The 13450-nt window shown below is 39.8% G+C and carries 14 protein-coding genes and 1 pseudogene; all 15 read right to left on the bottom strand.

Annotated features, from left to right (window positions below; all coding sequences use genetic code 11):
- Positions 1-3: 3 nt before the first annotated feature.
- Positions 4-609 (bottom strand): dipicolinate synthase subunit B, encoded by a 606-nt coding sequence (locus ACOZIR_RS03845; RefSeq protein WP_013058825.1) that lies wholly within the window; start codon positions 607-609, stop codon positions 4-6.
- Positions 609-1508, bottom strand: coding sequence for a dipicolinic acid synthetase subunit A (gene dpaA / locus ACOZIR_RS03840; protein WP_045290076.1), 900 nt, complete (start codon positions 1506-1508; stop codon positions 609-611). The genes ACOZIR_RS03845 and dpaA overlap by 1 nt, the downstream gene beginning before the upstream one ends.
- A gap of 188 nt (positions 1509-1696) precedes the next feature.
- Entirely contained in the window at positions 1697-1963 is a 267-nt protein-coding gene (locus ACOZIR_RS03835; protein ID WP_028410846.1) for a YlmC/YmxH family sporulation protein, read from the bottom strand.
- A gap of 98 nt (positions 1964-2061) precedes the next feature.
- A complete protein-coding gene (locus tag ACOZIR_RS03830; RefSeq protein ID WP_045290079.1) occupies positions 2062-3306 on the bottom strand; it encodes a M16 family metallopeptidase in 1245 nt (414 codons plus the stop codon).
- A 28-nt stretch (positions 3307-3334) separates the two neighbouring features.
- Complete coding sequence (locus ACOZIR_RS03825) at positions 3335-4315, bottom strand: polysaccharide deacetylase family protein (protein WP_045290081.1); 981 nt, start codon at positions 4313-4315, stop codon at positions 3335-3337.
- A gap of 142 nt (positions 4316-4457) precedes the next feature.
- A complete protein-coding gene (gene pnp / locus ACOZIR_RS03820; protein ID WP_421535511.1) occupies positions 4458-6584 on the bottom strand; it encodes a polyribonucleotide nucleotidyltransferase in 2127 nt (708 codons plus the stop codon).
- A 168-nt stretch (positions 6585-6752) separates the two neighbouring features.
- Positions 6753-7022 (bottom strand): 30S ribosomal protein S15, encoded by a 270-nt coding sequence (gene rpsO / locus ACOZIR_RS03815; RefSeq protein WP_013058831.1) that lies wholly within the window; start codon positions 7020-7022, stop codon positions 6753-6755.
- A gap of 149 nt (positions 7023-7171) precedes the next feature.
- Positions 7172-8128, bottom strand: coding sequence for a bifunctional riboflavin kinase/FAD synthetase (gene ribF, locus ACOZIR_RS03810; RefSeq protein WP_045290083.1), 957 nt, complete (start codon positions 8126-8128; stop codon positions 7172-7174).
- A gap of 28 nt (positions 8129-8156) precedes the next feature.
- Entirely contained in the window at positions 8157-9074 is a 918-nt protein-coding gene (gene truB, locus ACOZIR_RS03805) for a tRNA pseudouridine(55) synthase TruB (protein ID WP_045290085.1), read from the bottom strand.
- Positions 9075-9166: 92 nt separating this feature from the next.
- Entirely contained in the window at positions 9167-9532 is a 366-nt protein-coding gene (gene rbfA / locus ACOZIR_RS03800; RefSeq protein WP_013058834.1) for a 30S ribosome-binding factor RbfA, read from the bottom strand.
- A 14-nt stretch (positions 9533-9546) separates the two neighbouring features.
- Entirely contained in the window at positions 9547-9825 is a 279-nt protein-coding gene (locus ACOZIR_RS03795; RefSeq protein ID WP_013058835.1) for a DUF503 domain-containing protein, read from the bottom strand.
- A pseudogene (gene infB, locus ACOZIR_RS03790) lies at positions 9822-11690 on the bottom strand (translation initiation factor IF-2); the annotation flags it as partial. The pseudogene infB and the gene ACOZIR_RS03795, both read right to left, overlap by 4 nt.
- Before the next feature lie 22 nt (positions 11691-11712).
- Positions 11713-12012 (bottom strand): YlxQ family RNA-binding protein, encoded by a 300-nt coding sequence (locus tag ACOZIR_RS03785; protein WP_045290086.1) that lies wholly within the window; start codon positions 12010-12012, stop codon positions 11713-11715.
- Positions 12012-12293 (bottom strand): RNase P modulator RnpM, encoded by a 282-nt coding sequence (rnpM, locus tag ACOZIR_RS03780; RefSeq protein ID WP_013058838.1) that lies wholly within the window; start codon positions 12291-12293, stop codon positions 12012-12014. The genes ACOZIR_RS03785 and rnpM overlap by 1 nt, the downstream gene beginning before the upstream one ends.
- A 13-nt stretch (positions 12294-12306) precedes the next feature.
- Entirely contained in the window at positions 12307-13419 is a 1113-nt protein-coding gene (nusA, locus tag ACOZIR_RS03775; protein ID WP_013058839.1) for a transcription termination factor NusA, read from the bottom strand.
- Between the last annotated feature and the right edge of the window lie 31 nt (positions 13420-13450).

Below are 13450 nucleotides of genomic sequence, written 5' to 3'. Positions count from 1 at the left end.
GTCCTATGACTCTTGACCGTCGCGGAACCTTTCGACAATAACAGGCTGAATCTGTTTATCTTCAAGCGCTGCGTACACCGTATCTGATAGCATCGTCATACGCGCTACCATTGAATTTGGCTTAAGCACCGGGTCGTCTTGACCAAATGGAATAAAATAAATATTTTTAGTCGCCATTAGCCTCATTAAGTTTACACCATTTAGCCCTAGTGCGTCATTAGTCGAAATTCCCAGTACCACCGGCTTATTATTACGAAGCGTTGCTTTAGCTGCCATGAGTACCGGAGATTCAGTCATTGCATTTGCAAACTTACTCATCGTATTCCCAGTGATTGGGGCAACCACCATACAATCAAGCGGAATTTTTGGTCCTAGAGGCTCTGCTTTTACAATTGTATTGATGACGGCGTGACCTGTTAATTCCTCAATTTTCTTCACCCAGTCTTCTCCATCTCCAAAACGAGTATTTGTGGATTGTACAGTGTAAGAAACAACCGGTAACACTTCTGCTCCCAAATTAACAAGCTTTTCAATTTCTGGCATAACCGCATCATACGTACAGTGAGATCCCGTCAAGCCGAATCCTATTCTTTTACCTTTTAATGACATTATTTTTTCTCCTCTCTCGCATCCGCAGCGTCTTTTAATAAATTCACTAATACATTAGCGACAATCTGACCTGCTGTTTTTGGAGCCACAATTCCTGGAAGACCAGGTGCTAAAATAGCTTTAATTCCTCGTTTTTCTGCATAGCGGAAATCGGTTCCTCCAGGCTTTGAAGCTAAATCAATAATGAGCGCATGGGTCGGGACATTAGATAATGTCTTAGCCGTTAAGATGGGGTATGGAATGGTGTTAATACATATATCACTATCAGCAATTTCTTTATCGAGTTCAGATAGATAGAAAGGCTGCAAACCCATTTCAGCAATACGTGCTAGATGTTCAGATTTTCTAGCTCCTACTTTTACATTGGCACCAAGTGCAGCAAAGGACCTCGCCACGCTCATTCCTACTCTTCCTAAACCTAGGACAGAAATATTTGAACCGTGAATGGTAAAATCCGTATGTTGAATAACAAGCATGATGGTACCTTCAACAGTAGGAATAGAGTTATAAATTGCTACATCATCACGCTCAAATAGCTGAACGAGTTTACGGTTTGTCGTTTTGACTAATTCGTTTAAATACCCATTGCTAATACCAGAATAAATAATGCAGTGCTCAGGCGTTTTTTTAAGTATTCCTTCAGTCAAGACTACTTTTTCATTTGAAAAAATAGTATCTACTTGCCCTTCGTGATTTGTTCCAGGCACTGGAAGGATGATGGCGTCAACATCTGAAAAATCCAGCTCCTCTATCTGATATTTCGTCGCACCTGTAAAACCATGATCTAGCTGATCAAAACCAATAAGAGAGGTTTTTGCATCTAATTGAATTAATTTTCGAATGACTTCAAGCTGCCTAGCATCACCGCCAATTACAGCTATGTGCAAATCCGTTAACATGTTTCATTTTCACCTTCTTTAACATTAAATAGATGTATCCTTCGCTTAAACCATCGAGATGTAAAGTGCTATCATTACGCCCTAGAATGCCTATTGCTTTTCTTCAACATACTATGTAAACACACAGGAATCGGTGAATCTTTATCCCTGAAAATAAAAGAAACGAGATGCAGGAAGCATCTCGTTTCTTATTTTGTTGACTCATTGTTTATGTCTTCTAGCTGCTGGACATTTACAATCACCATATCTGTACCAATTTTTTCGATATTCCCCCAAGGCACTCGCACTTCATCTCCTTGTTTTCGAAACCCAAACCACTTCACGGATGGAATAATAAGCGCATTAATTTGTCCCGTATGTTCATTAATTTCAAGATCTGTTTGCCCTAAAATACCCAAACGCTCTGCTCGCTTAACATCTACAATTTCTTTTCCACTCAGTTCGCTTAATCTCATAGAATCCCTCCTTTCATCTAATTTATTGAACAACCATACAAAAAATGACAAAAAAATAAGGCTGGCTCAATTATTTTAGCCAACCTTACTTTTACTGTTTAATTTCCTTTAAAGCCTTTAGGTAAATCTCCACTCGGGCTTATTAACGAAAGAGCAAATTCATCTTTGAAAATATCTCGCGCAAGACCATTTACACTATCTTTAGTCACGGCATTAACAAGGTCTAAAATCTCATCTAATGAACGGTGATAGCCTAGCATTAACTCATTTTTTCCGTTTCTGCTCATACGGCTGTTTGTACTTTCAAGACTCAGCATTAAGTTTCCTTTCAGCTGCTCTTTGCTGTTAGCAAGTTCTTTATCCGTAATACCTTTGTCTTTCAGATCATAAAGCGTTTCTTGAACCGTATCATATAATACGTCGAGCTGATGGCTTCCCGTCCCCCCATAAATCGTTACAAGACCGCTGTCTCGGTAAGAAGAATGATAAGAGAAAACAGAGTAAGCCAAGCCGCGCTGTTCGCGGACTTCTTGGAACAAACGACTGCTCATACTTCCACCAAGCACGTTGTTTAATACAATTAAGCTATATACATCTTCTCCGCCGATTGGCAAGCCTTTAAATCCAAGGCAAAGATGAGCTTGTTCTGTCTCCTTTTTGCGCGCAATATGATTTGTATGGAACTCTGGCTGAACATATTGATGAGCGGAATGACTTGACGTATATGTACCGAAATAGTTTTCCACCTGTTTAATAAAACTCTCATCAATGTTTCCAGCTACTGAAATAACGATGTTTTCAGGAATATACATTTGCTCCATATACTGACGAAGCGAATCACCGTTAAATGTTTTTAAGGTATCTTCCGTTCCTAAAATTGGATAGCCTAATGGATGATTGCCATATACGGCTTTTCCTAATAGATCGTGTACAATATCATCAGGTGTATCTTCATACATTTTAATTTCTTCATATACAACATTTTTTTCACGAGCTAATTCCTCTTCATCAAATGAAGAATTAAAGAACATATCCGCCAGCACATCTAGCGCTTGATCTGCGTGTTCGTCTAATACTTTTGCATAGTAGCACGTGTATTCTTTAGAAGTGAATGCATTGACTTGTCCGCCAATGCGGTCGAAGCTTTCTGCAATCTCACGAGCAGATCTTGTTTTTGTTCCTTTAAAAAACATATGTTCAAGAAAATGTGATACACCATTAATTTCAGGGTGTTCACTTCGAGAACCCGTTCCGATCCATACCCCAATGGCCACAGATCGAACAGTTGGGATATTTTCCAATACAATTCTTACACCATTTTTGCACGTATATCGTTTTATCAAGCTAGTGCCTCCCTTTTGCTTATCTCACTTACTTCTTAGTAGAAGAAGGTATTTTCATCATTCTTTCTTCATCTAGCATTGTTGACACATCGCTAACTTTCAGGCCTTTGCGTTCAATGTCGGTTAACAATTGGTCAAGCGATTCAGCCGTTGATTCAGTCGGGTGCATCAGTACAATAGCCCCTGGATGAATCTTTTTCATTACTCGATTAATTAACACTTCTGAACTTGGTTTTTGCCAATCGATTGTATCAACTGTCCACATGATTGTACTCATTTTTAACTGAGAAGCAAGCGTTACTACTTCGGGGCGAAAACTGCCGCTCGGCGGAGCAAACCATTTTACTTTTTGTCCCGTAGTAGATGTAATAATATCATTCGTTTTTTTAAGCTGCTGATTGATTTGACTAGCCGATAAAGTGGCCATATCAGGATGAGAATAAGAGTGGTTTCCTACTTCATGCCCTGCGTCTACAATCATTTTTGCCATATCTGGATTATTTTTAACCCATTTCCCTTCTAAAAAAAAGGTTGCTTTAGCATGGTGCTTTTTTAGCACTTCTAACATTTTAGGCAAATACTCGTTCCCCCATGCTACGTTCACTGTAAACGATACCATAGGCTTTTCATCGTGTCCACGGTAGATAGGTTCCTGTGGTAAATCTCTCAAGTGAACCTTTGGTCTAACCTGTTTGTACACTAGTTTTTTTTCATCAAATTTACCCGCAGGTTTCATATTTTTATAAGAAGCAGCAAGATCAACTTTTATACCGTTATAGCCAGGAACCCGTTTCCAAACGGGATCGATTCGTGCATTCGCTGCTGGCTTTTCATAATCTTTTGCTTTTTCTTCAATCTTTTGATATAACGCATCATGCTGAGCTGATACAAGTTGTACATCGGATTTAAGTGCTTCTATATATGCTTCAGCAAAAGGATTATAAATACATTTATATGTAATTGCCAGTAAAAATAGAAATGCTGTAAATTGCACAATGGTTCTCTTCACTTATCCTTCCCCCTTTACCATTTAAAATATGTATAAAGAGGACAAGGTAGAACAAACATCTACAAACGATAAAATCGCCCTACACATGGATTTTCTTCATGTATGGACGATTTCACAATATCTATATAGTAGTAAAAGAAGATTATTTTGTTTCTTTTGCTTTTTCTTCTTTTTCTTTTTGTTCTTTTAAAATTGCTTTACGAGATAAGTTAACGCGACCTTGTTTATCAATTTCCATGACTTTAACTAAAAGCTCGTCACCAATCGCTACAACGTCTTCTACTTTTCCAATACGCTCTTCTGCAAGCTCTGAAATGTGAACAAGTCCATCTTTTCCGCTGAAGATTTCTACAAATGCACCGAATTTTTCAATTCGTTTTACTTTTCCTAAGTACATTTGGCCGACTTCAACTTCGCGTACAAGATCTTCAATGATTTTCTTCGCTTTTTCATTCATCGGCTGATCAATAGAAGAAATGAAGATTGTACCATCTTGTTCGATATCAATTTTAACGCCTGTTTCTTCGATGATTTTATTGATTTGCTTGCCGCTTGGTCCAATAACATCACGAATTTTATCAGGGTTAATCGCCATTGTAAGGATCTTAGGCGCATATTGAGAAAGCTCTTGACGAGGCGTAGCAATCGTTGACATCATATGATTTAAGATTTGCATACGGCCTTTTTTTGCTTGTTGAAGGGCTTCGTCTAAAATTTCACGAGATAACCCGTCAATTTTAATATCCATTTGAAGCGCAGTTACGCCATTTTCCGTACCTGCTACTTTAAAGTCCATGTCTCCTAGGTGATCTTCCATTCCTTGAATGTCCGTTAGAATCGAGTAGTGTTCACCTGATTTGATCAGACCCATGGCAATCCCTGCTACAGGTGCTTTAATTGGAACCCCAGCATCCATCATCGCAAGCGTACTTGCACAAATACTTGCTTGTGAAGTAGAACCGTTTGACTCTAATACTTCAGATACAAGACGAATTGTATATGGGAAATCTTTTTCATTTGGAATAACTGGCTCAAGTGCACGTTCACCTAGCGCACCATGTCCAATTTCACGACGACCCGGTCCGCGCATCGGTCTAGTTTCACCAACACTAAATGAAGGGAAGTTATAGTGATGCATGAAGCGTTTAGATTCTTCTACACTTAAACCATCTAAAATTTGCACATCGCCAAGTGCACCTAATGTACAGATGCTAAGCGCTTGAGTTTGTCCACGCGTAAATAGTCCAGATCCGTGTGTACGTGGAAGCAAGTTTGTTTCAGAAGAAAGTGGACGAATTTCGTCAATACTACGGCCATCAGGACGCACTTTTTCTTCTGTGATCAAGCGACGCACTTCACTTTTAACAAGCTTCGACAAAATTTCATTCACTTGATTTAGTACTTCTTCTTCTACATCTTGCTCTTCAAATTTTGCAGCTACTGCGCTTTTCACTTCTTTAATCGCATTTTCGCGCGCATGCTTTTCTTGAACTTGAACGGCACGGTTCATGTCACCTTCTGCAATTTCGCGAACTTGACGCTCAAGGTCAGCATCAACAGTATAAAGCTCAACTTCTACTTTTTCTTTGCCTACTGCTGCTCCAATTTCTTCTTGGAACGCAATTAATTTTTTAATTTGCTCGTGTCCAAACATAATTGCTTCTAACATTACTTCTTCCGGTACTTCATCAGCGCCTGCTTCAACCATGTTGATCGCGTCTTTTGTACCAGCAACCGTCAGATGAATATCGCTTTTTTCAAGCTCATCTACCGTTGGGTTTACAACAAATTCATTGTCTACACGGCCTACGATTACGCCTGCAATAGGACCTTCAAATGGAATATCAGATACTGATAATGCTAATGAAGAACCGAACATTGCTGCGATTTCTGAAGAACAGTTTTGATCTACGCTCATTACAACGCTGACAACTTGAACTTCGTTTCGGAAACCATCTGCGAATAAAGGACGAATCGGACGGTCAATTAAACGGCTAGCCAAGATTGCTTTTTCACTTGGTCTGCCTTCACGCTTAATGAATCCACCTGGGATTTTACCGACTGCATATAAACGCTCTTCATAGTTTACTGTTAACGGGAAGAAATCTACATTTTTAGGCTCTTTTGAAGCCGTTGCTGTACTTAATACAACTGTGTCTCCATAGCGGATTAATGCTGCGCCATTTGCTTGTTTTGCCAACTGGCCAACTTCAACTTCTAGCTTTCGTCCAGCTAGATCTACGGAGAACACTCGTTTTTCTTGTTCCATATCGACGAGTACCCCTCTCTACATATAAAATATGTATGTAATCAAATGTGATAGTTTTATTATAAACGAAATATCCAAAAACAATAGCTTTTTTCACATTATGTAGCATCTTTAATGTTTCTTAAATGTACATACTAAAAAAGCGGGAATGCTCCCGCTTTCTTCTTATTATCGACGTAAACCAAGTTTGTTGATTAACTCACGATAACGAGTAACGTCTTTGTTACGTAGGTAGTTAAGTAAGTTACGACGTCGACCTACCATTTTTAAAAGACCACGACGTGAATGGTGATCCTTTTTATGAGTACGTAAGTGACCGTTTAGATTGTTAATTTGCTCTGTTAGGACAGCGATTTGAACTTCTGGAGAACCAGTGTCGTTCGCATGAGTTTTGTACTCACTAATGATTTCATTTTTACGCTCTTGTGTGATAGCCATCCTATTCACCTCCTTATTATTAAACCCCAGTTACCGAGCAAAACGTTGGTGAATCGTAATGCCAAGCAATGGTTGTTTTACATACAAGTGTTATGTTACTACTTATTAGAACAAAAAGCAAGTCGTAGCAGCTATTTATATATATTTTTTTATTTCTTATGCTTTTGAATTCCTTCAAAATAAGCAAGGGCTTCTTCCTTGTCCTTTGAGATCTGACCGACAAGCTCTTCGATGCCGCTGAACTTTTTTTCTGAACGAATCATTTGGTGCCATTTCACCGTTACGTGCTGATCGTAGATTTGCTCGTCAAATGATAATAAGTGGACTTCGATTGTTGGCTTTTCTAAATTATCGTGAAAAGTCGGCTTATAGCCCACGTTGCACACTCCTGCATACCACTTGCCGTGGAGCTGAAGCTCAACAGCGTATACGCCGATGCGTGGAAGTAAATATTCATCGTCTAAAGCGATGTTAGCAGTAGGAAAACCTATTTGCCTGCCTCGCTTTTCTCCATGAGTTACTGTACCTGACACTTCATAATAGCGGCCAAGCAGCTCTTTTACTCGATGCATATCTCCATTTGCTAAACTTTCGCGAATAAGCGTTGAACTAATTTTTTCTTCACCATTTGTTAACTTATCAATTGTTGTTTGCGTGAATTTTGATCGAGAATGAAATGGTAGTATTTCCATTGTTCCTTTACCTAACTTTCCATACGTATAGTCAAATCCAGCTACCACATGCTGTACATTCAGTCCAATAATATACTGATCAACAAACTCTTGAGGCAATAGTGCTGCAAACTGTTTATCAAAATGAACGATATATAAAAAGTCAATTCCCATTTCCTCAATGAGTTTCTTTTTTTCTTGAAGCGGTGTGATCATATCAATGTGCTGCACATTGCGCCCGAGCACCACAGAAGGGTGAGGAGTAAACGTCATCACAGCACTAGCTATGCCTTTTTCATCGGCTAACTGTTTTGCTGAATTTATCACTTGCTGATGCCCTAAATGCACACCATCAAAATAACCAAGCGCTAACACTGATTGTTGAACAGCTTCTCGTTGAAAGTGGTGTGGATGTCGAATTTCAATCGTTTCCAAAACACAGTTCACCTTTTCCCTAACCGGTCTAGTCGATTGCCAACACTTTAACCGGCTTCATTAAATGTTTTTTTGTTGGGTGCTGAGCATAAATTGCTAAGCACTTACCTGCAGAATTTATCATTAAAAAGAATGGTTCTTTTTTTAACTCTTCATCTTCCGTACACGGCAATACCGCGCCATTTTTCACTTTCTCTGCTAATGTATCACTAATTTGAAGTTTCGGCAAATGATTAAGAGCTTCTTCGATCGAATGTAGTTTCTCATTGATCGTTTCTTCTTCTACCGCCCGTTCAATCTCTTCAAATGTCACACAATCTTCGAGTGAAAACTGTCCGGAACCCGTTCGCTGCAAATACGACATATGAGAGGGGTAGCCAAGAGCTTCTCCAATCATCACAGCAAGCGTTCGCACATATGTACCTTTGCTGCACGTTACGCGGAATTTGAAGGAAATTTGTTCTCCCTCAAATGTAGCGCGATCATCCAGCAGTTCAAAGCTATAGATATGAATAGTTCTAACGGGGCGCTCTACCTCGATTCCTTGCCTTGCATATTCATATAGTTTTTTACCTTTGACCTTTACCGCTGAATACATTGGAGGGACTTGCTGAAGTTCCCCTGTCATCGAAGACAGCACTTGTTCGATTTGAGCACGTGAAAAAGAATCCGCTACTTTCTTTTCTTCTACAACCTCTCCGGAAGAATCTTCTGTTGTTGTAGAAAATCCGAGTGTAACTTCCCCTTCATAGGTTTTAGTAGCTCCTGTTAGATATTCTACAATTTTGGTAGCTCTACCGATACAAATAGGCAATACCCCTGTAACGTCTGGATCTAATGTGCCTGTATGCCCTACTTTTTTAGTGCGAAGCAGCTTTCGGACTTTAAACACACAGTCGTGCGAAGTCAGGCCAGCTGGTTTATGTAAAACTAAAACACCGTCCACTCATTCTTCATCTCCTTTTCATTTAAAAAAGGGTGTCTCAGAAGCAAAAACCACTTTTGAGACACCCTTTTTTGTTTCTACATTCACTGATCTTATTCGTTCTCTTGATGGTCATCGCTTTCTTTTTTAATTTCATGAAGCAATGATTCAATTCGATTACCATAATCAATTGATTCATCAAACTCAAACGTAATTTCAGGTGTTTTACGTAAGCGAATGCGCTGACCGATTTCTGAGCGGATAAATCCCTTTGCTTTCGCAAGGCCTTTTAACGTATTCTCACGCTGTTCAGCATCTCCTAAAACAGAGATATAAACTTTCGCTTGCTGTAAATCGCCTGATACTTGAACATCTGTTACAGTCACAAAACCGATGCGCGGATCCTTGATTTTACGATTTAAAATCTCGCCCATCTCTTTTTTCATTTGTTCTCCGACTCTAGTTGCTCTTATGTTCATCTGTGTCACCCCTTTTATAACCAATCAAAAGTTGTAATGGTACGTTCAATCTCTGGAAAAGAATCGATCAAGCTTAGCGCTTTTTGCAGTTCTTGTTCCGTTGTGACACGGCTAGATGAGACTGCGACAATGCTAATTTTTGTTCGTTGCCACACATCTTGAAAATCAGTTTCCGAAACCGATACGTTAAACCGCTGCTTCAAGCGCATCAAGATGCGCTGAAGCACGGCACGTTTTTCTTTAAGAGAAGCAGCATCATAAATTAAGCATTCACACTCCACTAGTCCAATCATTTAGGATCAATTTGCTCCATTACATATGCTTCAATAATATCTCCTTCTTTAATATCATTGAAGTTTTTAATTGTAATACCACACTCATATCCTTGAGCGACTTCTTTTGCATCGTCTTTAAAGCGTTTTAGCACATCTACTTCGCCTTCAAAGATAACAATTCCGTCACGGATTAAACGAATTCCACTGTTACGCGTAATTTTACCGTCTGTTACGTAACTTCCTGCGATTGTACCAACTTTTGATACTTTGAATGTTTGACGTACTTCCACTTGACCGATGATTTTTTCAGCAAACTCAGGATCAAGCATTCCTTTCATCGCAGATTCAATTTCTTCAATTACTTTATAAATAATGCGGTGAAGACGAATATCTACGTTTTCTACGTCAGCTGTACGTTTTGCTCCAGCATCTGGACGAACGTTAAATCCGATAACGATTGCGTTAGAAGCAGTTGCAAGAATGATATCAGATTCTGTAATTGCACCTACACCCGTATGGATAATACGAACATTTACACCCTCTACATCAATCTTTTGAAGAGCAGCAGCCAATGCTTCTACAGAACCTTGTACGTCTGCTTTTACGATAAGGTTTAAGTCTTTCATTTCACCTTGTTTAATTTTTTCAAATAAATCATCTAAGCTTACGCGAGATTTTTCACCGCGCTGTTGTTCAAGCTGCTTTTGAGCACGAGCTTCTCCGATTTGACGAGCTGTTTTCTCATCTTCAAACACTAAGAAACGATCTCCAGCTAATGGAACTTCGTTTAAGCCAGTAATCTCAACCGGAGTAGATGGTCCTACTTCCTTCACACGGCGGCCGATATCATTTACCATTGCGCGAACGCGGCCAAACGTATTTCCGACTACGATTGGATCACCTACGCGTAGTGTACCAGTTTGAACAAGAAGCGTTGCTACAGACCCACGGCCTTTATCTAGCTGTGCTTCTACAACTGTACCTGCTGCACGACGGTTAGGATTTGCTTTTAACTCTTCTACTTCACTTACAAGTAAAATCATTTCAAGCAATTGATCGATACCTTCACCTGAAATGGCTGAAAGCTTACAGAAGATTGTTTCTCCGCCCCACTCTTCAGCTACAAGGCCGTGCTCCATTAGTTCTTGCATAACGCGATCTGGATTTGCTGCTTCTTTATCCATTTTGTTAACCGCAACAATAATTGGCACTTCTGCCGCTTTTGCATGGTTAATCGCTTCAATTGTTTGAGGCATTACACCATCGTCTGCTGCCACAACAAGGATTGTAATATCCGTTACTTGCGCACCACGAGCACGCATCGTTGTAAATGCAGCATGCCCTGGTGTATCAAGGAATGTAATTTTCTTTTCGTCAACTACAACTTGATAAGCACCGATATGCTGCGTGATACCGCCTGCTTCTGCAGCCGTTACTTTTGTGTTACGAATAGAGTCAAGAAGCGTCGTTTTACCGTGGTCAACGTGACCCATGATTGTAACAACTGGAGGACGCACTTGAAGGTCTTTTTCGTCATCAATGATTTCTAATGATTCGAAAGCAGTGTCATCTACTACTACTTCTTCTTCAACTTCTACACCGTATTCTCCGGCAATTAATTCGATAGAATCTTTATCTAACTCTTGGTTAATTGTTGCCATTACACCAAGCATAAATAATTTTTTAATAATTTCAGAAGGCTCTTTGCCTAATTCTTTTGCTAACTCAGAAACCGTTAAGCTTCCGACAAACGTTACTTTTTCCGGTAACTCTTTTGCAGCTGCTGGAGCTGGTCTACCTTTTGGTGCCTGTGACTTTTGTGCCTGTGGCTTTTTGTTACCTTTATTGTTTCCTTTGTTAGCTGTTGATTTTGTATTTTTATTCAATACTTTCACCCCCATAAAATTAACCGAGCATCGTTGTTAGCTTTTTAGCAAACCCCTCGTCCGTAACGGCTACCACAACTCGAGCATCTTTACCAATCGCTTGACCTAGCGTGTAGCGATCGGGAACGATTCTAACCGGAACGTTGTAGTAAGAACATTTATCCGTTACTTTTTTCTTTGTGTTTTCAGACGCATCGCTTGCTAAAAGTACTAACTTTGCTTTTTGTTTCCGAACTTCTCTAACCACAAGTTCTTCTCCAGAAATCAATTTGCGTGCACGGTTTGCAAGCCCTAAAAAAGAGATCCACTGTTCATTCATTAGCGTGACTGTTTCTCCTTTTCTACAAGCGCTAGCAACTCTTCATAAACCGCTTCATCTATTGACGCGCCTAAATGTGTCGAAAGCACATTTTTCTTTTTTGCCAATAAAATTGCTTCTTTATCCTTGCTTACATAAGCTCCGCGCCCGGACTTTTTACCCGTTACATCAACTGAAACGTCGCCTTCTTTTGAGCGTACAACGCGTACTAGCTCTTTTTTAGGCTTCATTTCTCCAGTGGCCACACATTTTCGCATCGGGACTTTTTTACGATTGTTCACCTTGGCTCACCTCTTATTCCATATCTTCATCTGAATCAAATGCATGTTGACTTACTAGCATATCATCGCTGTTTTTTACAACCATACCTTCTTGCTCAGCTTCTGATTGACTTTTGATATCAATTTTCCAGCCTGTCAGCTTAGCAGCTAGACGTGCATTTTGTCCACGTTTACCAATTGCAAGTGAAAGCTGATAGTCAGGAACGATAACAGTTGTTGCTTTTTCATTTTCATCTACAATCACATCTACTACCTTAGATGGACTTAAAGCATTGGCAACAAATTCAACCGGGTCATTTGACCAGCGAACGATGTCAATTTTTTCGCCTTTTAGTTCATTCACAACAGCCTGTACGCGCTGACCTTTTGGCCCAACACAAGAACCGACCGGATCTACTTCAGCATACTCAGAATGAACGGAGATTTTTGAACGGTCTCCAGCTTCGCGAGCTACTGATTTTAATTCAACTGTACCGTCATAGATTTCCGGTACTTCTTTTTCGAAAAGACGTTTTAAAAGACCTGGGTGCGTACGTGAAACGTAGATTTGTGGTCCTTTTGTTGTTTTTTCTACTTTCGTAATATACACTTTAATACGATCATGAGGTTTATATTGCTCATTTGGCATTTGCTCGCTTTGAGGAAGCAATGCTTCAATTTTGCCAAGGCTCACGTAAATGAAGCGAGAATCTTGACGCTGAACAATACCTGTCATAATATCTTCTTCACGATCGCTGAACTCTGAGTAGATAACGCCGCGCTCCGCCTCACGAACACGCTGTGTAACAACTTGTTTTGCTGTTTGAGCCGCGATGCGTCCAAAGTCTTTTGGCGTTACTTCGATTTCAACCACATCGTCTAGCTGGAAGTTAGGGTTGATTGTTTGTGCTTCTTCAACCGAAATTTCCAGACGTGGATCATATACTTCATCAACCACATCTTTGCGAGCAAACACGCGCATTGAACCTCTTTCTAAATTTAAATCAACGCGTACGTTTTGCGCTTGGTTAAAGTTACGTTTGTAAGCAGAAATTAGCGCTGCTTCAATTGCTTCAATAATTACATCTTTGCTAATGCCTTTCTCTTTTTCAAGAATGACTAAGGCATCAAATAACTCACTGCTCATCGTTGGATAATCCCCCTTTAATATTGGCCCC

This window comes from Priestia sp. D3YE.R1 (genome assembly GCF_049199565.1).
Lineage (GTDB): Bacteria > Bacillota > Bacilli > Bacillales > Bacillaceae_H > Priestia > Priestia aryabhattai.
The sequence above is the reverse complement of the archived record's forward strand: the minus strand, read 5'-3'. Positions and strand labels throughout refer to the sequence as shown.

Excerpts from the sequence above, each read along its gene's own strand:
- ACOZIR_RS03845 (WP_013058825.1), bottom strand. The coding sequence starts at position 609 with ATGTCATTAAAAGGTAAAAGAATAGGATTCGGCTTGACGGGATCTCAC.
- dpaA (WP_045290076.1), bottom strand. The coding sequence starts at position 1,508 with ATGTTAACGGATTTGCACATAGCTGTAATTGGCGGTGATGCTAGGCAG.
- ACOZIR_RS03835 (WP_028410846.1), bottom strand. The coding sequence starts at position 1,963 with ATGAGATTAAGCGAACTGAGTGGAAAAGAAATTGTAGATGTTAAGCGA.
- pnp (WP_421535511.1), bottom strand. The coding sequence starts at position 6,584 with ATGGAACAAGAAAAACGAGTGTTCTCCGTAGATCTAGCTGGACGAAAG.
- rpsO (WP_013058831.1), bottom strand. The coding sequence starts at position 7,022 with ATGGCTATCACACAAGAGCGTAAAAATGAAATCATTAGTGAGTACAAA.
- rbfA (WP_013058834.1), bottom strand. The coding sequence starts at position 9,532 with ATGAACATAAGAGCAACTAGAGTCGGAGAACAAATGAAAAAAGAGATG.
- ACOZIR_RS03795 (WP_013058835.1), bottom strand. The coding sequence starts at position 9,825 with ATGATTGGACTAGTGGAGTGTGAATGCTTAATTTATGATGCTGCTTCT.
- ACOZIR_RS03785 (WP_045290086.1), bottom strand. The coding sequence starts at position 12,012 with ATGAATGAACAGTGGATCTCTTTTTTAGGGCTTGCAAACCGTGCACGC.
- nusA (WP_013058839.1), bottom strand. The coding sequence starts at position 13,419 with ATGAGCAGTGAGTTATTTGATGCCTTAGTCATTCTTGAAAAAGAGAAA.